This window comes from Pseudomonas sp. B21-040, from assembly GCF_024748695.1.
Lineage (GTDB): Bacteria > Pseudomonadota > Gammaproteobacteria > Pseudomonadales > Pseudomonadaceae > Aquipseudomonas.
The window spans coordinates 3681691-3704911 of the sequence record NZ_CP087176.1; the positions used below are offsets into that span (position 1 = coordinate 3681691).

The 23221-nt window shown below is 60.2% G+C and carries 17 protein-coding genes; 13 read left to right on the forward strand and 4 right to left on the reverse strand.

What is annotated here, in order from left to right:
- Positions 1-7 precede the first annotated feature (7 nt).
- From LOY55_RS16860 to LOY55_RS16915, 12 genes are all read left to right on the forward strand, one after another.
- Positions 8-988, forward strand: a complete 981-nt coding sequence (locus LOY55_RS16860) for a MoxR family ATPase (RefSeq protein ID WP_077432092.1) — start codon at positions 8-10, stop codon at positions 986-988.
- Between the two features lie 8 nt (positions 989-996).
- The gene (locus tag LOY55_RS16865) at positions 997-1926 is read left to right on the forward strand and encodes a DUF58 domain-containing protein (protein ID WP_223525498.1); all 930 of its coding nucleotides are present in this window, start codon (positions 997-999) and stop codon (positions 1924-1926) included.
- Positions 1923-2411, forward strand: a complete 489-nt coding sequence (locus LOY55_RS16870; RefSeq protein ID WP_223525497.1) for a DUF4381 domain-containing protein — start codon at positions 1923-1925, stop codon at positions 2409-2411. Before LOY55_RS16865 ends, LOY55_RS16870 begins: the two co-directional genes overlap by 4 nt.
- The gene (locus LOY55_RS16875) at positions 2398-3390 is read left to right on the forward strand and encodes a VWA domain-containing protein (RefSeq protein WP_109786502.1); all 993 of its coding nucleotides are present in this window, start codon (positions 2398-2400) and stop codon (positions 3388-3390) included. Before LOY55_RS16870 ends, LOY55_RS16875 begins: the two co-directional genes overlap by 14 nt.
- Positions 3391-4971: a VWA domain-containing protein gene (locus LOY55_RS16880; protein WP_258665864.1), complete on the forward strand. Its 1581-nt coding sequence runs from the start codon at positions 3391-3393 to the stop codon at positions 4969-4971.
- Positions 4968-6287, forward strand: a complete 1320-nt coding sequence (locus LOY55_RS16885; protein ID WP_258665865.1) for a hypothetical protein — start codon at positions 4968-4970, stop codon at positions 6285-6287. The genes LOY55_RS16880 and LOY55_RS16885 overlap by 4 nt, the downstream gene beginning before the upstream one ends.
- On the forward strand, positions 6284-7312 hold the full coding sequence (locus LOY55_RS16890) for an HAD family phosphatase (protein ID WP_258665867.1): 1029 nt from the start codon (positions 6284-6286) through the stop codon (positions 7310-7312). Before LOY55_RS16885 ends, LOY55_RS16890 begins: the two co-directional genes overlap by 4 nt.
- Before the next feature lie 72 nt (positions 7313-7384).
- On the forward strand, positions 7385-8974 hold the full coding sequence (locus tag LOY55_RS16895; protein WP_046032173.1) for an arylsulfatase: 1590 nt from the start codon (positions 7385-7387) through the stop codon (positions 8972-8974).
- A 240-nt stretch (positions 8975-9214) separates the two neighbouring features.
- Complete coding sequence (locus LOY55_RS16900) at positions 9215-11737, forward strand: fused MFS/spermidine synthase (RefSeq protein ID WP_258665870.1); 2523 nt, start codon at positions 9215-9217, stop codon at positions 11735-11737.
- 96 nt (positions 11738-11833) lie between these two features.
- Positions 11834-13456, forward strand: coding sequence for a J domain-containing protein (locus LOY55_RS16905; RefSeq protein WP_258665872.1), 1623 nt, complete (start codon positions 11834-11836; stop codon positions 13454-13456).
- On the forward strand, positions 13453-14448 hold the full coding sequence (locus tag LOY55_RS16910) for a DUF3829 domain-containing protein (protein ID WP_158283923.1): 996 nt from the start codon (positions 13453-13455) through the stop codon (positions 14446-14448). The genes LOY55_RS16905 and LOY55_RS16910 overlap by 4 nt, the downstream gene beginning before the upstream one ends.
- A gap of 160 nt (positions 14449-14608) precedes the next feature.
- The gene (locus tag LOY55_RS16915) at positions 14609-16963 is read left to right on the forward strand and encodes a tetratricopeptide repeat protein (RefSeq protein WP_258665875.1); all 2355 of its coding nucleotides are present in this window, start codon (positions 14609-14611) and stop codon (positions 16961-16963) included.
- A gap of 176 nt (positions 16964-17139) precedes the next feature.
- Here the strand turns inward: LOY55_RS16915 and LOY55_RS16920 are convergent, their stop codons facing one another.
- From LOY55_RS16920 to LOY55_RS16935, 4 genes are all read right to left on the reverse strand, one after another.
- Positions 17140-18108, reverse strand: a complete 969-nt coding sequence (locus tag LOY55_RS16920) for a hypothetical protein (protein WP_223525490.1) — start codon at positions 18106-18108, stop codon at positions 17140-17142.
- Positions 18109-18180: 72 nt separating this feature from the next.
- Complete coding sequence (locus LOY55_RS16925; RefSeq protein ID WP_258665878.1) at positions 18181-18990, reverse strand: DUF6694 family lipoprotein; 810 nt, start codon at positions 18988-18990, stop codon at positions 18181-18183.
- A 230-nt stretch (positions 18991-19220) separates the two neighbouring features.
- Complete coding sequence (locus LOY55_RS16930) at positions 19221-19700, reverse strand: DUF934 domain-containing protein (RefSeq protein ID WP_223525488.1); 480 nt, start codon at positions 19698-19700, stop codon at positions 19221-19223.
- A complete protein-coding gene (locus tag LOY55_RS16935; protein WP_223525487.1) occupies positions 19697-21370 on the reverse strand; it encodes a nitrite/sulfite reductase in 1674 nt (557 codons plus the stop codon). The genes LOY55_RS16930 and LOY55_RS16935 overlap by 4 nt, the downstream gene beginning before the upstream one ends.
- Before the next feature lie 423 nt (positions 21371-21793).
- On the opposite strand from LOY55_RS16935, the gene ccoN reads away from it, so the two are divergent.
- Positions 21794-23221: a cytochrome-c oxidase, cbb3-type subunit I gene (ccoN, locus tag LOY55_RS16940; protein ID WP_109786515.1), complete on the forward strand. Its 1428-nt coding sequence runs from the start codon at positions 21794-21796 to the stop codon at positions 23219-23221.

Here is a 23221-nt window from a genome sequence, read left to right on the forward strand (position 1 = left end):
AACGCCCATGACCGCACTCAATGACCTCAACGCCCTGCAAGCCAGCATCGCCGAAAGCGTACTTGGGCAGGATCAGGTAATCCGCCAGATTCTGCTGGGGCTGTTGGCCAACGGCCATTTGCTCCTGGAAAGCTTGCCCGGCCTGGCCAAGACCCGCACGGTCAAGGCACTGGCCCGGCACCTGGACGCGAAGATGAGCCGCATCCAGTTCACCCCTGACCTGCTGCCGTCAGACATCACCGGCGCCGAAGTGCTGCATCAGGTCGATGGCCAGAACCAGATCCAGTTCCAGCCCGGCCCGCTGTTCGGCAACCTGATCCTCGCCGACGAAATCAACCGTGCCCCGGCCAAGGTTCAGGCGGCGCTGCTGGAAGCCATGGAAGAACGGCAAATCACCGTGGCCGGCAACAGCCATGTGCTGCCGGAACTGTTCATCGTGGTCGCCACGCAAAACCCGATTGAACAGGAAGGCACCTACCCCCTGCCGGAAGCGCAGATGGACCGGTTTCTGATGAAGGTGTTGCTGGATTACCCGACCGCGGAAAACGAGAGCCAGGTGTTGCGATTGCTGCGCGAAGAAGAATTTGCGGCAGGCGCTAAAACGGCCCCGACCCAAGGTTTTGCACTGTCTCAGGAGGTGGTTTTCGCGGCCCGTCGCGAAGTCAGCGCCGTTCACGTCTCGCCGGCCATCGACCGCTACCTGATCGACCTGATCAACGCCACCCGCCACCCGGCGGACTATGACGCCGATCTCGGCCGCTGGATCGCTATCGGCGCCAGTCCTCGGGGCGGTATCGGCCTTGACCGCTGTGCCCGCGCCGATGCCTGGCTACAAGGGCAGGATTTCGTTTCGCCGGACAATGTGCGCGCCGTGGTCCACCCGGTGCTGCGTCATCGCTTGCAACTGAGTTACGACGCGGTGGCGGATGGCGTAACGGCCGACCAGGTGCTCGACCGCTTGCTCGACAAAGTTGCAATACCGGCCTGAGGTTGAAAATGAAAAGCACGGACGGCCTGGTCTATGTCTCTCTGGCGCAATTGATGGAGCTGGAGTTCAAGGCCCGTGACTTGAGTTTTCTGGCGCGCCAGCCCCAGGGCAGCCTCCTCGCCGGCAACCATGCTTCGCGGCTGCGCGGTCGCGGGTTGAATTTCGACGAACTGCGCCGCTATCAACCGGGCGACGATTTGCGTCATCTGGACTGGCGAGCGTCACTGCGCACCGGCAAACCGGTGGTGCGAACCTTCACCGAAGAGCGTGACCGCCCCGCGTTGATTCTGGTCGACCAGCGCATGTCGATGTTCTTCGGCTCGCAACGCAGTTTTAAATCGGCGATTGCCGCTGAACTCGGCGCGCTGGCGGCGTGGATGACCTTCAACGCCGGTGACCGGGTCGGCGGTCTGGTCTTCAATGACAAACGCATCGACAGCATCGCCCCGCTACGCAGTCGCAAACGCCTCGAGGCCTTTTGCAGCCGTATCGCCGAGCAGAATCAGCTGCTCAATGCCGCCAACCCGGACGCCGAAGGTGAGGACCAACTCGACAAGGTCTTGCAACATTGCCTGGCGGTGGCCGGCCATGATCATTTGATCTGCATCGTCAGCGACTTTGCCGGCGCCGGTGAACGCACCTTGCAATTAATGCGGCAATTGGCGGCGCACAACGATGTGATCGCGATGCAGGTGTATGACCCCTTGGCGCTGAACCTGCCGAAAAACGGCCGTTTACTGGTGACCCAAGGCCAATTGCAGGTGGAACTGGCGGTCGAGCAACGCAGCGTGCATCAGCCGCTGGGGGATTTTCTCAGCGGTCGGCTCAAGGATGTCGCGACGTTGCTGCGTCGTAGCCAGGTGCCGCTGATGATGTTCAGTACCGCGACCGATGCGCAGGAACAGCTGCGAGCCGAACTCGGCAGAGGCCGGCGATGAATCCGAACATCCCGAGCATCGACCAACTGAAGGAAATCGCACTGCCGGCGCCGGTCAGTTATGCGCCGCAGACGTGGGGTTGGTGGGCGCTGCTCAGTGTGTTGGTGCTTGCCGTGTTGCTGGTCAGCGCACGGCGGTATTGGCAATGGCGCCGTGATCGTTATCGGCGTGAAGCGCTGGTGCGACTGGCTGAACTGCAAAGCAGTGACGATCAACTGAGGGCCCTGCGCGAACTCCCGGAACTGCTCAAACGCGTCGCCCTGTCCATGCCCACTACATACCCTGTGGCAGCACTTGGGGGTGAGGACTGGCAAACGTTTTTGGTGCGCCACAGTCCGCAGCCCCTGCCGGCAGATTTCAGCCAGCAACTCGCGCAGTTGGCCTATGCGCCGGACAGCACACTGCTGACGCTCAAGGAAGAACAGCGCGAGCGGCTGTTCAACACCAGCAAACGTTGGGTGGAGCAGCATCATGTGGCAGTTTGATTACCCTTGGCTGCTGATCCTTTTGCCACTGCCATGGTTGGCCTACCGCTTCCTGCCTGATTACCGCGAAGCCCGCAGCGCCGTGCGCGTGCCTTTTTTCAGCGCCATGAGCCGCGCGGTCGGTCAGGCACCGAGCCAGGCCGGGACACGCAGCAATCGCTGGCAACTGGTCTTGAACCTGATGGTCTGGGCATTGTTGTTGCTGGCGGCGGCTCGACCGGAACTGGTCGAAAAACCCATCGAACGCCAACAACCGGTGCGCGACCTGATGCTGGCCATCGACATTTCCCAATCGATGGAAACCAACGATTTCACCGACGCCAACGGGCAAAAAATCAATCGCCTGGCGGCGGTCAAGGAAGTGGTCCACAGCTTTATCGACAAACGTAAAGACGATCGCCTTGGCCTGATCGTGTTTGGCAGCGGCGCCTATCCGCAGGCACCGCTGACGCTGGATCACGCCAGTCTGTCGCTGTTGCTCGATGACACCGGCATTGGCATGGCTGGCCCGAACACCGCGATTGGCGATGCGATCGGCTTGAGCTTGAAATTGCTTGAGCAGACGCATGAACCCGAGAAAGTGCTGATCCTGCTGACCGACGGCAACGACACCAGCAGCGCGATTACCCCGGACCACGCCGCGGCCATGGCAGCCGCCAAAGGCGTGGTGATTCACACCATCGGTATCGGTGACCCGAACGCCTCCGGAGAAGCCAAGGTCAACCTGCAAGGTTTGCAGCAAATCGCCGAAGCCACGGGCGGCAAGTTCTTTCGCGCCGAGGACCGCAATGCGTTGAATCAGGTGTACAGCACCCTCGACAAACTGACCCCACACCAGGTTAAAACCCTCAGTCATCAGCCGAAAAAGGATTTGTTCTGGTGGCCACTGGGGGCCGCTATCGGTTTGCTCGCGCTCTACCATTTGGGCGCCCTGCTCCGGCCTCATTTGATGCTCGCGCGCCAGCGGCAGGAGGGGTGAGTGGATATAAACCTCAGCGAGTTCCATTTCCTGCGCCCACTGTGGCTGTTGCTGGTGCCGTTCGGCGCCTTGTTGCCCTGGCTCTGGCGGCGCAGCCGTGACGTACAGCGGCGCTTGCGCAGCAATATTGCCGAACACTTGCTGCCGCACCTGCTGATAACGCCACAGGACCAACAACGTTTGCGCCCCGTGCATCTGGTGTGCGCAGTGTTGGTGCTGGGTGCCCTCGCGGCGGCCGGCCCCACCTGGGAGCAGGACCGTCCGGACTTTCTGGAAAACCGCGCGCCGCTGATCATCGCCATCGACCTGTCGCCCTCCATGGACGCCACGGATGTGCAGCCCAGTCGACTGGAAGCGGCCAAACACAAACTGCACGACCTGATCCAGCGCCGAGCGGGGTCACGCAGTGGTTTGATCGCGTATGCCGGCAGCGCCCATCTGGTGCTGCCGCCGACCGACGACCCCGAACTGCTCAACACCTTCATCCAGGCCCTGAGTACAGACCTGATCGCCAAACAGGGCAAAGACGTCGGCGCGGTCATCGAGCAAGCCAAACGGCTGCTGGCTGCCGACAAAAGCCCGGGCACGCTGTTGCTGATCACAGACGGCGCCGATACATCACAACTTGGCGGTCTCGATAAGCAATTGAACGATAGCCCGCTGCAAGTGCTGATTCTGGCGGTCGGCAGTGCAGACGGCGGGATCATCCATGACGCCAATGGCCAACCGCGCACCGACAGTAATGGTCGCCCGGTGTTGGGCAGTTTTGATCAGGCGGCGCTCGAAAAGCTGGCTTCCGCAGTCGACGCGCCGTTGGGCAGCCTGACGCTCAATGACGATGACCTGCAATGGATTGAGCTGCACGCCCAGCAGCATTTCCAGGCTGCCAGCGATGAACAGCGCGAACTGCACTGGAAAGACGCCGGTTATTGGTTGTGCTGGCCGTTGCTGCTGATCGGGTTGTTCAGCGTGCGCCGGGGCTGGAGCCTGAACTGGATGGCAGGCCTGTTATTGGCACTGGGCATTGGCTGGCAACCGGCTCCCGCCGAAGCCAACGCGTTGACCGATGCGTTTTTCACCCCCGACCAGCAAGGTCGCTGGGCGTTCGAGCACGAACATTTCCCGCAAGCCGCCGCGCATTTTGTCGACCCCTACTGGAAAGGTATCGCTGCCTACAACGCGGCGGATTTCGACCTGGCACTGGCCAGTTTTGCGCGACTGGAAACGCCGCAAGCGTACTTCTACCTGGGCAATATTTACGTGCGTCGTTTCAAGTTTGATCAGGCGATTGCGGCGTACACCCAGGCGCTGAAGTTGCAGCCGCAATTCCCCGAGGCCACGGCCAATCTGGCGTTGGCGATTGCCTTGCAGAAAGACACCGACAGCGCCGCGCAGAATGCACCCGAGGTCAAGCCGGACGAAATCAAAATGGACAAGGCGCCGGGCAAGGGCCAGAGCAAAGCCGTGCAGACCGAGCAAGCAACGTCCGATGCACAGTGGCTGGAAAACCTGAGCACTTCACCGGCGAAGTTCCTGAAGCAGAAGTTCAGTTTGCAGGATCAGGCGGGGGGCAAACCATGAGTCTTTCGATAGACCGTGTCGTGGCCCTGCTCCTTTGCCTGTTCACCACCGCGGCATTGGCCGCTGAACCCGAGCTGAAAGTCCAGGTGTCGCTGCAGCCCACAAAAGACGTCATGGTCGGCAGCCTCGTCGAACTGCAACTCGACGTCTACACCGACAGCTGGTTCACCGAAGCCCCCACCCTGCCCGACCTGAAGCTGTCCGGCGCACTGGTCATGCCGCCGGACGGTCATGCCGAACACCTCAATCAGACGCTCGACGGCAAGTCATTGAGCGGCATGCGCTACCGCTACCGGATCACCCCCAATCTCGCTCAGGGCTTCGACATACCCGCGCTGACCGTGCGGGCCACACCCGGTCAGGCCACCACCGAACTCAGCGCCCAAAGCCAGCCCTTGCACTTCGACGCCGCGCAACCGCCAGGGTTTGAACCCGGCGAACCGGTATTGGTCGCGCAAGGGCTGCGCTTTACGCAAAAAATCGTCAACTCGGCGACGCCCCTCAAAGTCGGCGACAGCGTTACCCGGGAATTGACGTTGCAAGCCGATGGCGCCCTGGCGATGTCCTTGCCGACGCCATCACTGAGTGATGTCAACGGTCTGAGCCGTTACCCGAAAGCCCCCCAGATCAGCAACCTCGGTGACGGTCGGGGCAATTTCAGCGGTGGCCAGCGCATCGACACCGTGACCTACCGGATCGACACCGATGGCTCGCACAGCTTGCCGCCAATCTCATTGAAATGGTGGGATGCCGGCACCCGCCAGGCCCGTACCGCCCAAGTCCCGGCGGTCACCTTCCAGGCCACCGCCAACAGCGCTTATCGCCCGGTGTTTTCAATTACCGCAGACCTGAAAAAACTCGGTCAGCCCAGTCGCCTGTACCTCTCCGGGCATTGGCTGGCATTGATTGCACTGCTGCTGGCCATTGCCGTGCTCGGCTGGTTTATCCGCCCGCCCATCCACCGTGCCTACCTTGATGTCCAGGCCCGGCGCCGTGCCCGGCACGCCGTTTGGCTGGCGTCCGCCGACTACGCCTGGCGGCAGATTCCGGCGCAGATCGACGGCCAACCTGCCCAATTGAGCGCGCTGTATCTGTGGGCCAGGCGGCGGCGCATGGGACTGAAGCTGAGCGCTCTAGGACCGCGCCTGCAGGACTTTTTGCGCGCCTGTTATGGCAGTGAATCGGCCAAAGATCAGGCGTTGCACCAACTCAAGCAATCCTTGACTACGCTGAACAGTCAGGCTGCGCCCAACAAGACACCTGCCGCGCCGGCATTACGGCCACTCAACCCCGTTCACGAGAAGGAATTCCCATGACGAGTCCGATATCACTGCGCCAACTTCACGGGTTCAAGTTTTTGCTGGCGCTGGCCCTGAGCCTGCCGTTGCTGGTTCAGGCTGCAGAGCCGTTGCCCTCCTGGAATGATGGCCCGTCCAAGAAGAGCATCATCGAGTTCGTCCAGGCTGTCACCGATCAGAGCAGCAAGGACTTCGTCAAACCCGAGGAGCGCATTGCCGTGTTCGACAACGACGGCACCCTGTGGAGCGAGCAGCCAATGTATTTCGAGCTGCTGTTTGCCCTTGAGGAAGTCAAGCGCACCGCAGCGCAGCACCCGGAATGGAAAACCACACAGCCGTTCAAAGCGGTGCTGGAAAACGACCACAAGGCGCTGGAAGCCGCCGGCCTGGAAGGCATCATGAAGATCTTCGTTGCCACCCACACCGGCATGACCACCGAAGCGTTCGACGACTACGCCAAGACCTGGCTGGCCCAGGCCAAACATCCAAAGACCGGCAAGCTGTATACCCAGATGGTCTTCCAGCCGATGCTGGAATTGCTCGACTACCTGCGCAGCCAGGACTTCAAAACCTACATCGTGTCCGGCGGCGACACCGGGTTCATGCGCGCCTTCGCCGAGAAGTCCTATGGCGTCCCGCCGGAGCAAGTGATCGGTACGACGTTTGTCACAGCGTTTGAGTACAAGGACGGCAAGGCCTCGATCCTGCGCACGCCAAAACTGGCACACAACGATGACGGGCCGGGCAAGCCCGAAAGCATCAACGCGGTGATCGGACGCCGGCCAATTCTGGCCTTCGGCAACTCTGACGGCGACCAGCAAATGTTGCAGTGGACCGCCGCCGGGTCGGGCAAACGATTCATGGGGTTAGTGCATCACACCGACGCCAAGCGTGAATGGGCGTACGACCGTGACTCCAAAATCGGGCGTCTGGACAAGGCCCTGGACGAAGCAAAATCCCGTGGCTGGACTGTCGTGGACATGGCCGCCGAGTGGCGCCGGATCTACCCGTACGAGTCCGCCACCCCAGAGCAAGTGCAATAAAAAGCGTGACGCAGGACTGCAATAAACGTTTGTCGCATTAGGCGGCGCAAGTCAGAAAAAGGAGCAAGTCAGATGACTCGCATACACAAGTGGCTACCGAAACTCGCCCTCGTGGCAGCCTCGGTGATGGCGATTTCGGCAACAGCCGGGGCCGCTGAAAAACCCAACATCCTGGTGATCTTTGGCGATGACATCGGCCAGACCAACATCAGCGCCTATTCCATGGGTGTGGTCGGGTACAAGACTCCCAATATCGACCGCATTGCCAAAGAAGGCATGATGTTCACCGACTACTATGCGGAGAACAGCTGCACGGCAGGACGGTCATCCTTTATCACGGGTCAGACGCCGCTGCGTACCGGTCTGTCGAAAGTTGGCGCGCCGGGTGCACCCGTGGGCCTGCAAAAACGCGACATCACCATCGCCCAGGCACTCAAATCCCAAGGTTATGCGACCGGCCAGTTCGGCAAGAACCACTTGGGCGACAAGGACGAATACCTGCCGACCAACCACGGTTTCGATGAATTCTTCGGCAACCTGTACCACCTCAATGCCGAAGAAGAACCTGAACGCCCGTATTGGCCCAAGGACGACCCTGCGTTCCTCAAGTCATACGCTCCGCGTGGTGTGATCCACAGCTTTGCCGACGGCAAGATCGAAGACACCGGCGCATTGACCACCAAGCGCATGGAAACCATCGACGACGAGACCACCGCCGCCGCCCAAGCGTTCATCGAGAAGCAGGTCAAGGCAGACAAACCGTTCTTCGTCTGGATGAATACCACCCGCATGCACTTGTTCACCCACGTGCGCGAGTCGATGAAGGGCCAGAGCGGCATGCCCGGCAACGACTATGCGGACGGCATGCTTGAGCACGACGGCGACGTCGGCAAACTGCTGAAAACCCTCGATGACCTGAAAGTCACCGACAACACCATCGTCGTCTATACCACCGACAACGGCCCGAACCAGTTCTCCTGGCCGGATGCGGCGACCACACCGTTCCGTAACGAGAAGAACTCCAACTGGGAAGGCGCCTACCGGGTGCCGGCGATTGTTCGCTGGCCAGGCAAGATCAAGGCCGGTGAAGTCTCCAACGAGATGTTCTCGGGCCTGGACTGGTTCCCGACCCTGCTGGCAGTCGCCGGTGAAGACAGCGTAAAAGACAAGCTGCTCAAAGGCTGGGCGCCGGTAGCGGGTGGCACCAACTTCAAGGTGCACCTGGACGGCTACAACCAACTGCCTTACCTGACCGGCCAACAGCCTAAGGGCGAGCGCAAGGAGTTCTACTACTTCAACGACGACGGTTTGCTGGTGTCGATGCGTTTCGACAACTGGAAAGCGGTGTTCTGCGAACAACGTGCACCAGGCGGTTTCAAGGTGTGGAGTGAGCCGTTTGTGTGCCTGCGGGTGCCAAAAATCTTCAACCTGAGAATGGACCCGTATGAACGCGCCGATGTGGTTTCCGATCAGTATTACGATTGGCTGACCAAAAACGTCTATCTGGCGGCCGTGGCCACGGGTAAAGCGGCGGTGTTCCTCCAGACCTTTATCGACTATCCGCCAAGCCAGAAACCGGCCAGCTTCAGCGTTGACCAGATTCGTGCTGCGGTAGACGCCAAAATCGCTGAAAAAATGAAAGCTGCACCGGCTGCACAGTAGAACCGCGTGACTGCCGCTCGCCTTTACCGGCGAGCGGCCCTATTTTGTGTGAACACAACCCTGTAGCAGCTGCCGAAGGCTGCGTTCGAGGACGAAGTCCTCGTCAAACATGCGCCTCGGCCTATCTGACACACCGAGTGGTCCGGATTACCACTGCTGCGCAGCGGGACGCCGCCTTCGGCAGCTGCTACGGGGTGTTGTGTTCATCGTCAGAAGATGTTTTGCACAAGGCAATCCGCAATGTCCTCACGTGTCGCCAGCAAGTCGTCGGCCATACCTGCCCCGCAAACCGCCACCTCCCCGGCCCTGCTGATTCCAGCATTGCTGCTGTTCGTCTCGGGCGCGGCGGCGCTGGTGTACCAGGTGCTGTGGATCAAGCAACTGTCGTTGGTCGTCGGCGTTGAGGTGTACGCCATCACCACCGGCATCAGCGCCTTTTTTGCCGGGCTGGCGCTGGGGGGATTGCTGTTCGGGCGCTGGGCTGATCGCTTGCAGCAACCGGTGTTGTTGTATGCCGGGCTTGAAGTGCTGGTGGCGGTACTGGGCGTTGGCGCGACCTTTGCCATGAGCATGGCGGCCAGTCCTTTTGCCTGGCTGGAACAGCACATCGGATTGCTGGCCTGGGTGTTGCCCTTTGCGCTGGTGGGCATTCCCGCGCTGTTGATGGGCGGCACGCTGCCGGTGCTGGTGCGCTCGTTGGCCAGCGACCCGCACCATTTGAGCAAGGCTGGCGGACAACTCTATGCCGCCAATACCGCGGGCGCGATTGCCGGCACCTTGCTTGCTGCCTTCGTGTTGATCGCCACCCTCGGCGTGCGCGGCAGTGCCCTCGCCGCCGCCATGCTGAACCTGCTGGCCGCCGCCGGTGCCCTGTGGTTTCAACGCCAGCGCCCGGCAGTGGTCCAGGAGCCGACCTGGCATCACGAACACAAAGCGCCGGATCGCCTGGCCCTGTGGCTGTATTCCATCGCAGGCGGGGTGGCACTGGGTTACGAAGTGGTCTGGTCGCAATCCATCGTGCAATTCATGAGCACCCGCACCTACGCCTTTGCCGTGGTGTTGGCGACGTACCTCACGGGGTTGTTCATCGGCAGCGCGCTGCTGGCCCGTCGGGTTGATCGTATTCGCGATCCATGGGGCATATTTGGCTTGCTGATCGCCGGGGCCGGCTTGATCGCATTGCTGGAAGTGGCGTTTCTCGGGCGCTGGCTGGTGTTCTTGCAATCCCAGGCCGAAACCGCCGCGCTGGCGATGGGCGGCAGCGAATTGCTGGGCATGAGCGCACGGTTTGCCATGGCCGCGCTGAGCATCGTGTTTGTCCCGACCTTGCTGTTGGGGGCGGCGTTTCCTTTGGCGCTGCGATTGAGTGTCGGCCCTGAGCGCATCGGTCGGGATGTGGGCGCCGTGGTGGCGTTCAACACCCTGGGTGGGATCGTCGGCGTGATGCTCTGCGGGTTCTTGCTGATTCCGCTGCTGGGGCTGGTGCGAACCTTGGGACTGTTGGCGATTGTGGCAGCAGGGATCGGCTATTTCGCCGTGCGCAAGGGCCATCACGTCAAGAAAGGCCGGCGTCAGGCGGTAGTCGCCATCAGTTTGCTGTCCGTGGTGGTGGCGATTTTTATCCCGGTCGACAAACTCGCCAGCCTGCTGCCCGGCGCCCGCAACGGCACGTTGGCGTTCTATGAAGAAGGACGCGGCGGCACCGTCGCCGTGGTCACGCAGGGCAAGGGTCAGAAGAGCTTTCAGCGCTTGTATATCCAGGGCGTGTCGAACACCGGTGACGCCATGCCATCGCTGCGCTACATGCGGATTCAGGCGCTGCTGCCACTGCTGATCCATAACGGCGAACCGCACTCGGCGCTGGTGATCGGTTTCGGCACTGGCATTACCGCAGGCGCCCTGACCCGCTATCCGGGCCTTGAACACCGTGTGGTCGCGGAGTTGCTACCGTCGGTGGTCAAAGCCGCGCCGTTGTTCAAAGGCAACTTCAATGCCGCTGCCGATCCGACGGTCGATGTTCGCCTGCGCGACGGTCGCCAGGAGCTGCTGCGCAGTGCGCAGCGCTACGACCTGATCACTCTCGAACCGCCACCGCCCTCCGCCGCTGGCGTCGTGAACCTGTATTCGCGCGACTTCTACCAATTGGCCGCCAGTCGCCTGGAGACACAGGGCCTGGTCGCGCAATGGCTGCCACTGCCGACGCAGAACATCGACGATTCGCGTTCGCTGGTGCGCAGCTTTCTCGATGTATTCCCCTACGCCACGCTGTGGACCAGCGAATTCCACGAAATGCTGCTGGTGGGCTCGATGGAGCCGATCGAACTGGACGCCGCAAAAATCAGCCAGCGCTTCCAGCAGGACACCGTGCGCAGTACGTTGCAAGACGTGGGCATCGGTTCGGCGCCGGCCTTGATGGCGACCTGGGTGACCGATCGCGCCGGGCTCGAACGCTTCGCAGGCGATGCCCTGGCGGTGACCGATGATCAACCACGGATCGAATACGCCCCCTGGGTGCGCGCCAAGGAAATCAGCCGCGTGCTGCCGGCGTTGCTGAATTTGCGCCTGCCACCGCCGCTGCTCAATGCCGATGCCGGTTTCATCGAGCGCATGAATGCCCATCAGCAGCGCCTGATGCAGTTCTATCGGGCGAGCCTGCACGCCTATGACGGTGACCGCGACGCCTGGGCCAGGGACATCCGTGAAGTGATGATGGGTGATGGCGGCAATCCGTATTACCGCTGGTTTGTCGGTGACGGGACATAAGACTCGAGGACATTTCGACGCGAAACAGGTAGGGTGCGCAAAATCAAATGGCCATCACTGAATCGCGTCGCAGGTTTTCATGGAGTTGCACCCACAATGAGTTGCTGGACTGTCCTGGGCCTTTCGGCAGACGCCGATACGCGCACGATCAAACGTCACTACGCCGCCCTGCTCAAACAGACGCGTCCGGACGAAGATCCCGAAGGGTTCCAGCGCCTGCGCGAGGCCTATGAACAGGCACTGACCGCCAAGGAATGGGAACAGTTCAGTGAGCAGGACCCACAGGAAGAAGCGTCGTGGGACCTGACCGATCTGTCGGGGACACAAATCGACGTGCTGCAACAGGTTACGCGCTCGCTCAACGGCGTCAGCCTTGGTGAGCTGCAGCAACGCCATGCGCTGGCCCTCGAACACGGCGCGCTGGATGTCTTGGAAGACGAGGTGCTGCGCCATTGCGTCGAGCATCCCGACACGTCCGAAGACCTGTTGGAGTGGGCGATCAAGACTTTCCAGTGGTTCAGCGCCTGGCAACGTCTGGAACTCGACGAGGAGCAGATCTATCAGGTGTTGGCGCAGCGGCGCCAAGGCATCACGCACACTTTGCGCGAGGCACTTGAACGCGAAGACGCCGAAGGTTTTTTGCAGGCCTATGCCCAGTGTTTTCGCCATCAATGGCTCAAGGGCGAGCACCATCGCCAGTGGTTCAACGGGCTGCTGAGCCAGTTATTGCTGGAAAGTCGTTTCTGGTCATCGACGATTTTTGAAGCGGTCTCAACCGGGCAAGGCTGGCATGCCGGGCCCGCCAGCCCCTGCCCGAAAACCGAATGGCAGCGCCTGGTGGACCGTCACGAAGCGCCGATCTTCCTCGCCAGGCAACAACACCTGGCCACTCAACCGGCCGCCACCCCCGAGCATCGCGCCGCTCGCCTGCTGCTGGCACCGGGCAGCTTCAGTCAACGCCGGGCGTTGGCCCGACGCTTGCGCGACGATGATTGGACGCAGTGCCGTCAGCTGAGCTCAGCGCTGTACGCCAACCACCCGAAGCTCTGCGAGGCCATGCCCGGCGGCACGCCGTTCTTCTGGCGCGAGTGGGAACACACTTTCGACAGCTGGCCGATCTACCTCGGCATCGCCCTCGCCTGCCTGATTGGCAGCTTTGTTCTATACGCCCCCAATGGCGAGCGCCTCGGGAGCTTGATCGGCGTCGCAGTGTTCTGGTCAGTGATATTTTCAGCCGGCGGTTGGGTACTGCACTGGCTGATGCATCAGTTCGCCCATCGCGTGTGGTTGCTCGATGATCGACTCAGTGCGTACCTGTTACCCGGGTTCAACCCGCCACCGTTTGGCGTACTGCGCGACCTGTTGCCTTGCGCCGTGATGGCGGCAGGCATTGGTAAGGTGTATGGCCTGATCGGCAGTGGCGTTTACGTCGCCACGCTTGTGGCTGTGGGTCTGATTCGCCGGTACGAGGGCAAGCCACGCGTCTCTTGGAAGCCCTCCAATCCGTGGATCAAACGCAGCCTTGCAGGTGCAGGGATTTTGCTGTTGGTGGCGTTGCTGGGCGTGTTCAAAGTGATCTCCAGCCAAGGCACGGTCAATCGCAATCAGGGCCTGCAACAATGGACAGAACGCTTGTGCAGCCGCATGCCGGCCAGTACCAGCGAATGTGGCGCACCGGCCACGATGGAACAGTGGTACGGCAAGGAGGCCGGACAATGACTCGGGAATGGTTGTTCCCCGTGGGGATATTCTGGGGGGTGATTACCCTCGGGATGATCGGGGCTGGAAAACCCCTGACCACGTTCGACCTGTGGCTGGACAAACACGATGCGCCCATCACTGCGCAAGCCAATGCATTGAGCCCGGTCATCAACTGCATCAATCGGGTCGACGTGCAATGGCACCTCGCTTACGAGCGTTACACGTCACCGGCGCAACTCGGGGAACCCGTTCGGAACTGGATGGCCAACCAACATGATTTCGACGACGGCGTTGCCACTACAGTGAACGAGGCCCAAAGGGATGTCTGTTCGCCGAAAATCAGTGAGAAACTCTCGATCCTTGGCTACGAAAAGTCGCTAGTGACGCTGGCAGACGACTACGTGCAGGCACTGGAGCGCGTGACGCCGCTCACGCTGAAAATCCGTTTTTACCAGCAACCGGTTTTCTCACAGCCCACCTATGAATTGCCACCCGAATTCGCCGTGCAATTTCAGCCCAGGGCTGACGCGTACCTTTTGGCCTCTGCGGCGTTAAGACAGCGTGTCGAAACGCTGGACCTTGAACAACGACGCGAGCAGCTGAAACTGATCGAAGCCCGACATGGCAAAGACATTCATTGGTACCTGCTGGACTACATGATTCAAGCCAAAGACACACTGAACGTGGTCAGCGACGGGGTCAAAAACCGCAGCCTGACCCCGCAGGCGCTGGCCTTGACCACCCGAGAGCTGCAACTGGCCTGGGATTACCGGCAGCAATTCAACCATGCAGAGTTACCCGAAACGAGAAAACGCAACGAAGTGCCGCGCTACCTCTGGGACCACATTACCGGGCCTGCGCAGAAGTACCTCGATGCCTTGAATACCTTGCACAACGACTGGCAGAACAAGGCTGAACCGCAGCGATTGAGCGAAGACTTTTATGCCGTGACGCGGGGGTATGACTCGCTCGTCAGCCACTACAACCGAATGGCTCGCTTTGATTATTGAAGAGGCGAGTTCCGCGACAGGTCGCTAAAAAACTCACTATTGACCCAACGCTGCCGGCCATTTCACAACCGTCATTTGACAGATGCCCGGCATCCGGCAAAGCTGCAGCAAGCTTGATCGCGCGCCCAAGGGCAAACGCACCTGGACTATGGAAGTCGCAATGCCGAAACATAAAAATAAAGCAACAAGCCCAAACCCTGATTCGCAACCGAACCTGATCAATCGCTACCTTTTTCCTGTAACCATCGGCACATTGCTGCTGGCGGTCATCGCCATCGGCTGGTTTCTGTTCAGCAGTTCACCGGCACCGCTCAAGCCTGTTCCCGTCAGCGCCCCTGTCGCGCAACAGGCCAAACCGCAACCGGTCGCGATGGCCCCGGCGAAGATGGTCGATGAACAACAGTGCCAGGGTTGCCACAGCGAGCAGGTCAAGGACTGGCAAGGCTCCCATCACCAATTGGCGATGCAACCGGCCAATGCCGAAACGATGCTGGGCGACTTCAATAACGTCACGTTCAAGGCCGAGAACGAAACCACCGTGTTCTCACGCAAGGACGATGGATTCTGGGTCAATACACCAGGCATTGATGGCAAGAATGCCGATTTCAAGGTGGCTTATACCTTTGGTATCGCGCCATTGCAGCAATACCTGATCGAGGTCGGCGAAGGACGTTTGCAACCCTTGGGCGTGGCCTGGGATACCAAAAAACACCGCTGGTTCCACCTCTATCCCGGCCAGGGTGTGAACTTCAAGAATCCGTTGCACTGGAGCAAGCCAAGCCAGAACGCCAACTTCATGTGCGTCGAGTGCCATACCACAGGCTATAAACGCAATTTCGATGCCGCCAAAAACACCTTTGACAGTCAATGGAACAGCCTCGGTGTCGGCTGCCAGGCATGCCACGGCCCGGCCTCCAATCACCTGGAATGGACGGCGAAAAAAGGTGATTTGATTCACGCCGGTTTTGCCGTCGACCTCAAGGACAAGAACGCAACTGTCGAAATCGAAACCTGTGCCCGCTGCCATTCGCGCCGCGCCCCGCTGAGTGATGGCTACACCGTTGGCAAACGCCTGATGGATGACTACCTGCCAAGCGCCCTGACCCGCGAGTTGTATGCACTGGACGGCAAGATCAAGGACGAGGTGTTCGAACATGGCTCCTTCGCCCAAAGCAAGATGTTCGACAAAGGCGTGCGTTGCAGCAACTGCCACAACCCGCACAGCAGCGAGCTGAAGGCGCCGGGCAACGGTGTTTGCCTGCAATGCCACAACACGGCGGGCAAGACGTCGGTGGAAGGCGTCGACGGTAAAGGCCTGCAAGCGAAAAACTACGATTCCATCGAACACACCCGCCACACCATGGGCCAACCGGGCTCGCAGTGCGTGGATTGCCACATGCCTGGCAAATTCTATATGGGCAATGACTTCCGGCATGACCACAGCTTCAGTATCCCCAACCCGGAGCGGGCGAAAAAACTGGGAACACCGGATGCCTGCCTCACTTGCCACCAGGGTAAGGACGGCGACAAGGTCACTGAGCAATTCAAACTCTGGAACAGCGCGCCAACCGTACAGGCCCCGCGTTATGACGAAAGCCTGTGGCTGATTCGCAACGGCCAGCCCGGTGCGGCGCAAGCTTTGTACGAGCAGTTGCAACGGAGCAATTTGCCAGCGATTCAACGGGCAACCTTGCTCGCCGAATTGCCGATGTACCCGAGTGAACAGGCGCTGAAACTGGCCACCAAGGACTTGAGCAACCCGGCCCCCCTGGTGCGTGAAAGCGCCGTGCGGGCCATCAGCGCATTCTTGCCGCCGCCCGAACGTGCGCCGCTGTTGTCGCCGTTGCTGGCAGACCCGGTGAAGGCGGTGCGCATCGCCGCGGCCCGCGATTTGCTGGGTCTGGCCAGTAACGGATTGGGCAATGCCCAAGCGAACTGGAATGCGGCCATTGCGGAGTACGAAGCGGTACAGATGAGCCTGCTGGAACGGGCCGAAGCCAATCTCAACCTGGCGATGCTCTATCAGGCCAGCGGCCGCAATGACAAGGTCGAAAAATACCTGCGCACGGCCCTCGAACGCGATCCGGATTTCTACCCGGCGCTGGTGACGCTGGTGCAATGGCTGGAAGCCAACGGCCGCAGCCAGGAGGCTCAGACGCTGCTGGCACAAGCCTTGAAAGACCACCCGGACGCAGCGCTGTTGCAATACACCCAAGGCCTGTCGCTGGTGCGGGCAGGTAAATCGGACCAGGCCATGCCAGCGTTACGCAAAGCCGCACAACTGGAACCGCAGAACGCCCAATACGGCTACGTGCTGGCCGTGGCGTTACACGACAAAGGCAAGGTCGAAGAGGCCTGCGAAGTGCTGGAGCAATTGTTGAAAGTGCAGCCGGCCAACCGCAATGCGCGGCTGTCGTTGATCCAGTACTACCTGGCCAATGGACAAGAGCCCAAGGCACAGGTGTTGTTGCAGGGCTGGAAGAAAATGAACATGGGCGATCCGGCGTTGAAATAACCCTTGATCCACACCGCCTGTAGCAGCTGCCGAGCCTGCGAGGCTGCGTTCGGCGACGAAGTCGTCGTGAAATCAAACGATGCGGTTTTTCAGGAAACCGCGTTCACCGGGTTTACGACGACTGCGTCGCCGAACGCAGCCTCGCGGGCTCGGCAGCTGCTACACGGGTCGTGGGATTACCACGAAGAACCACTCTTCAACGCCAGCTCCCGCCGACTGTTGGCTCGCATCGCCTTGATCAGCGACACCGTCCCCACCAGCAAAATCGCCGCCGCAAACAAAAAGTCGATTTTGGACAGCTGGAAGTCATTCAGCGGCCCCACCAAAAACACCCGTATTGCCCCGACGCTGACCAGCGTCGCCAGAAAGTCGATGCCCGGCTCGTCGCGATAAAACACGTGCAGCAGCGGCAGGCAGATCACCAGCAGCAACAGCAGGACAATCACCTTGAATGAGCCCTTGCGCTCGACACTGAACGCACACTCATTGGCGGCATACGGTTTGTAGTCTTCCTCGCGCGCCAGCGAGTTTTTCTCGTTGATGTACTCCGCGCGGTTGTACTTTTGAATCGGCGTAAAGGTGTTCGACATCTCCATGCTGGTGGTGATGTGCTTGAAATTCAGGTCGATGCGCTCGTTGCCCTTGAGGTAATACAACACCGGCTTGTAACCGTAGCGGTAAGTGTCGAACGGGAAGTCCGTCGCCCTCCCCTGAACGCCGATCGTTCGGAGTTCGAGTTCGGCATAGGCACTCTTGTTGAGCGACGACAGGTTGCGGCTCAGGGGCTTGATTTTGACCTGCTCCAGAAACACCGGGGTGACGCCGTAAGACCACTGCAACGGTTCCAGGCGCAGCCGCAGTTCGTTGCGGCCCAGGTCATATCGATCAAACGTTCGCTCAGAGACGATGACAGTGCCCGCGAGTGCGAACTCACCACGCACATTGTTGGTGATGCGCAGTGTCAGGCGATCCTTGCCCAAAGTGGCGGCATCACTGGCCGGCGGTGTGCCGCACCAGGCGTAACTGTCTCGCGCCCCCGCGAGTTGGCCCTCGCGGTCCTCTTGAAACAGATAAAAGTAACTGCCCCACAAGGCCAACATCAGCAACAGCGCGATCAGCCCCAACACCTTCTTGCCCACACTCACGGCCAGACTCCTTTCTCTGTTTCTTCCAAGCAGCCGAAAACCCGCTGACGCGGGTTCCGAAAATGCCAGTGATTAGTTAACGGCGTATTTGTTTTGCAGCGCTTGCAAGCGCTCGGTTTGTTGCGGGGTCAGGCCACTGGCATCGAACAGCACGGCGCCATCAGCCCCAACGAGTTTGATGATTTCCAGGCTGAACAATGCTTCTGCGGGCGCATCAAGCTTGCCCCATTCGCTGAACTGGTTCGGCGTAATTTCCCAGGTAGGTGACTCGCCCGGCTCGATACCGCCAGGAATCGGCAATTCAACGGTGCCCACGAACCATGGCGTGGCGCGGCCCGCGCTGGCCACGGTGCCTTTGAAACCGACACGGGCGATGGAGAACGCCGTGCCGTTCTTGACCTTGGCCACCACCACCGGTTGACCGTGCGGCGCCGCCGAATTCTTGTTCTTCTCGGTGAAATAAAATTCCGACTTGAGAATCTGGAACTTCGCCATCTCTACCTTGGCAATCTGGGCCGCCTGCTGGATGTCCTGCAGTTGCTTGATCTCGGCCAGGGCTTGCTGCTTTTCCTTCAATGCGCGTTCGGTGCGCAGATTGGCGGCGATCACGGCGACGTCTTCAGCGGTTTTTCCGTTGAGCGTGGTGCGCACGTTATTTTTGGCCTGCTCCGCCGATATCTGGCCACTCAAGGCCTCGCCGATATTGCTGAAGGTGATGAGTTTCAAATCTTCCAGGAGCTGGGCTTTCTTGTCTTGCGGCAGGTCTGCCGTGACTTTATCCAGCGATGACTTGAGGCTCTCATCGCTAGTGCCGTCCAGTTTCGGACCACCACAACCGGCCAACATCAATGTCACCAACCCTGCCGCGAACATCCTGCGCATACCCGACTCCTTTTTGAGAATGCGCGGACTCTACCAAAATGCCACCACTGGCCCAAGCAAAAACACGCCCTGTAGCAGCTGCAGAGCCTGCGAGGCTGCGTTCGGCGACGCAGTCGCCGTGAAATCAGGCTCTGCGGTGTGACAGGAAAACCGCATTCGAAGGGTTTACGACGACTGCGTCGCCGAACGCAGCCTCGCAGGCTCGTCAGCTGCTACAAAATGGTGTGTTGTCAGCGTCGTCTGAACAACGGCCGAGGCTCAATCACCGAACGGCCGTACAACACGCTCATCCCGGCCAACCCCTTCAGCGCATCCTCGGCCGATTTGTCTTCGCGCACCGCGAAGCTGTCGAACCCGCATTGGCGCATATGGCTGAGTTGATCGCGCAGCACATCACCGATCGCGCGCAGCTCACCGGTCCATCCCATTCGAGTGCGCAGCAAGTACGCCTGGCTGTAACCGCGACCGTCACGAAAGCTCGGAAAATCCAGGGCAATCAACGGCAGCTTCTCAAACCATGGGTTAAGGCGTTCCACCTCATCATCCGGCCCCAGCCACACCGCATGCTGTGCAGGATTGAGCAGCCAGCGGTTCAACGGCAAAATCAGTGACCCGGCAGGCATTTCACCCTCCTGGTCCCTGACCAGCACCCACGGATCGTCAGCCACAATCCGCGCCACACCCTCCTCCAGCCGCAGCAGATTGTTCATGCCGTCACCTCCAGTACCTTCGGATACACCTGCTCCTTGAACGGCTCAAGACCGATGCGTAGCAGGGTGTCAACGAACAGTTCTTCGCTCTCGCGGTAATCGACAAACGTGTCGATGATCCGCTCGATTACCTCGGGTACTTCGGTGGCGCTGAAGGACGGGCCGATGACCTTGCCCAGCGCACTGTTCTTGCCCTGGCTGCCGCCGAGGGTGATCTGGTACCACTCGCTGCCGTTCTTGTCGACGCCCAGAATGCCGATGTTGCCGATGTGGTGGTGGCCGCAGGCATTCATGCAACCCGAAATGTTGAGGCTGATGTCGCCCAGGTCGTGAAGGTAATCCAGGTCCTCGAAACGTGCCTGAATGGCCTGGGCAATCGGGATCGATTTGGCATTGGCCAGTGCGCAGAAGTCGCCGCCGGGGCAAGCGATGATGTCGGTCAGCAAACCGACGTTGGCGCAACCCAGCCCCTGCTCGCAGGCCAGGCACCACAGCGTATGGAGATCCGCCTTGGGCACATCCGGCAGCACGATATTCTGTTCATGGGCGATGCGGATTTCACCGAAACCGAATTGCTCGGACCACTCGGCCACGGCCTGCATTTGCTCGGTCGTCACATCCCCGGGTGGCGAGGCGATCCCGGGTTTCGTCGACAGCACCACGCTGGTGTAACCCGCGACCTTGTGCGGTTGAACATTGCGGGTGACCCAGCGTGCGAACGCCGGGTTCTCGGCCAGGCGTGTGCCAAATTCCAGGTCAATGTCGGGCAGTGAACGGTAGTCGGGGGCCACGAAAGCACTGGCGACACGCTCATACTCGGTGCTGGTCAACTGCGCCGGCCCGTCCTTGAGGTACTGCCACTCCTCCTCCACTTCCTTGGCGAACGCTTCGATCCCCAGGGCTTTGACCAATATCTTGATCCGCGCCTTGTACTTGTTGTCCCGCCGACCGTGGCGGTTGTAAACCCGCAGCACCGCTTCGACATAGGACAGCAAATGCTGCCACGGCAAGCCCTCGCGGATCTGCAAGCCAAGGATCGGCGTGCGCCCCAACCCGCCACCCACAATGACCCGCAACAGCTTTTGTCCATGGTCATCGCGATAAAGATAAAGACCTATGTCATGCATCATGATGGCGGCGCGGTCCTGCTCCGCCGAACAGATGGCGATCTTGAACTTGCGCGGCAGGAACAGGAATTCCGGGTTGATGGTCGACCATTGACGCAAGATTTCCGCCAGCGGACGTGGGTCCATCAGCTCGTCCGCCGCCACACCGGCGAACGCTTCGGTGGTGATGTTGCGCACGCAGTTGCCAGACGTCTGGATCGCATGCATTTGCACCTGCGCCAGGCGTTCGAGAATGTCCGGCACCTGAGCCAGCTCGATCCAGTTGAACTGCATGTTCTGCCGGGTGGTGAAGTGGCCATAACCGCGATCGTAATCCCGGGCGATGCTCGCCAGCGTACGCATCTGGCCGGCACTGAGCGTGCCGTAGGGAATCGCCACGCGCAGCATGTATGCGTGCTTTTGCATGTACAGACCGTTCTGTAAACGCAACGGCAGGAACTCTTCTTCGCTCAGCTCGCCGGCCATGAAGCGTTCGACCTGATCGCGAAACTGCGCAACCCGTTCGAAGACCAGGGCCCGGTCATAGTCATCGTACTGATACATCTGGCTACCTCATCAGGGTTGTTCGCACGCTCTGCACCTGTAGCAGCTGTCGAGCACCGCGAGGCAGCGTCCGGCTGCGAAGCAGTCGTAAATCCTGTGCACGCGGTTCAACTGACAGACCGAGTCGCATGGTTTGACGACTGCTGCGCAGCCGGACGCTGCCTCGCGGTGCTCGACAGCTGCTACAGGGGGGTGGCGGTGTTTGTGGGTCGACTATGGACCTGCGGCGCAGTGCGTTACAGATTCAGGTAAACACTAAAAAACCGTATCAGAGCGCAGCAGATGACCGCAGGCAAACCTCGCATCTGATCCGCATAACTTTGGTTTTTCTGAGTCTGTTTTGTTTCAGGCAGGGTTTCTACAGTCGACAACCTGCCAGGCCGGGTGGCCTGGCAAGACTTTGCAACCGTGGAAGCATTGACCATGAGCACAGCAACAATCGGACAGGCCTATAACTACAAGGTCGTGCGCCAATTCGTCGTGGCAACCATCGTATGGGGTGTCATAGGGATGGCGATGGGGGTGTGGATCGCCTCGCAACTGGTATGGCCCGAGATGAACCTCGACCTGCCGTGGACCACCTTCGGCCGCTTGCGCCCGTTGCACACCAGCCTGGTGATTTTCGGTTTTGCCGGTAGCGCGCAATTTGCCGCCAGTTACTACGCCGTACAGCGCACCTGCCAGGTGCGGCTGTACTCCGACACCCTGGCCGCATTCACTTTTTGGGGGTGGCAATCGGTGATCGTGATCATGCTGGTCACCCTGCCGCTGGGCTATACCACCACCAAGGAATACGCCGAGATCGAGTTTAGCGGCGCGGTGTGGATGACCGTGGTCTGGGTCGCTTACGCCATCGTGTTTTTCACCACCGTGGTGCAGCGCAAGACCAAACATATCTACGTCGGCAACTGGTTCTTCGGCGCGTTCATCGTGGTCATTGCGATGTTGCACGTGGTCAATCACCTGTCGATTCCGGTGGACTGGTTCAAGTCCTATCCGGTGTATTCCGGGGCGACCGACGCCATGGTGCAGTGGTGGTACGGGCACAACGCGGTGGGGTTTTTCCTGACCACCGGTTTCCTCGGGATGATGTATTACTTTGTGCCCAAACAGGTCGGGCGCCCGGTGTATTCCTATCGCCTGTCCATCGTGCATTTCTGGGCGCTGATCACCCTGTACATCTGGGCCGGTCCGCACCACTTGCACTACACCGCATTGCCGGACTGGGCGCAGTCGCTGGGCATGGCGATGTCGCTGATCCTGCTGGCGCCGAGCTGGGGCGGGATGATCAACGGCATGATGACGCTCTCGGGCGCCTGGCATAAATTGCGCACCGACCCGATCCTGCGGTTTCTGGTGCTGTCGCTGGCGTTCTACGGCATGTCGACGTTCGAAGGCCCGATGATGGCGATTAAAACGGTCAACGCCCTCTCCCACTACACCGACTGGACCATCGGCCATGTGCACGCTGGGGCACTGGGCTGGGTGGCGATGATCACGTTCGGCGCGGTGTACCACATGGTGCCGAAAGTCTTCGGCCGCGAGCAGATGCACAGCATCGGCCTGATCAACGCGCACTTCTGGCTCGCCACCATCGGCACCGTGCTGTACATCGCGTCGATGTGGGTCAACGGCATTACCCAGGGCTTGATGTGGCGTGCAATCAACGACGACGGCACGCTGACCTACTCCTTCGTCGAAGCCTTGCAGGCCAGCCATCCGGGGTATGTGGTGCGCTTTATCGGTGGCGTGTTCTTCCTCAGCGGCATGCTGTTGATGGCCTACAACACCTGGCGCACGGTGCGGGTGGCGGACGTGATGATGGCTGAACGTGAAGCGCAGTTTGCCTGA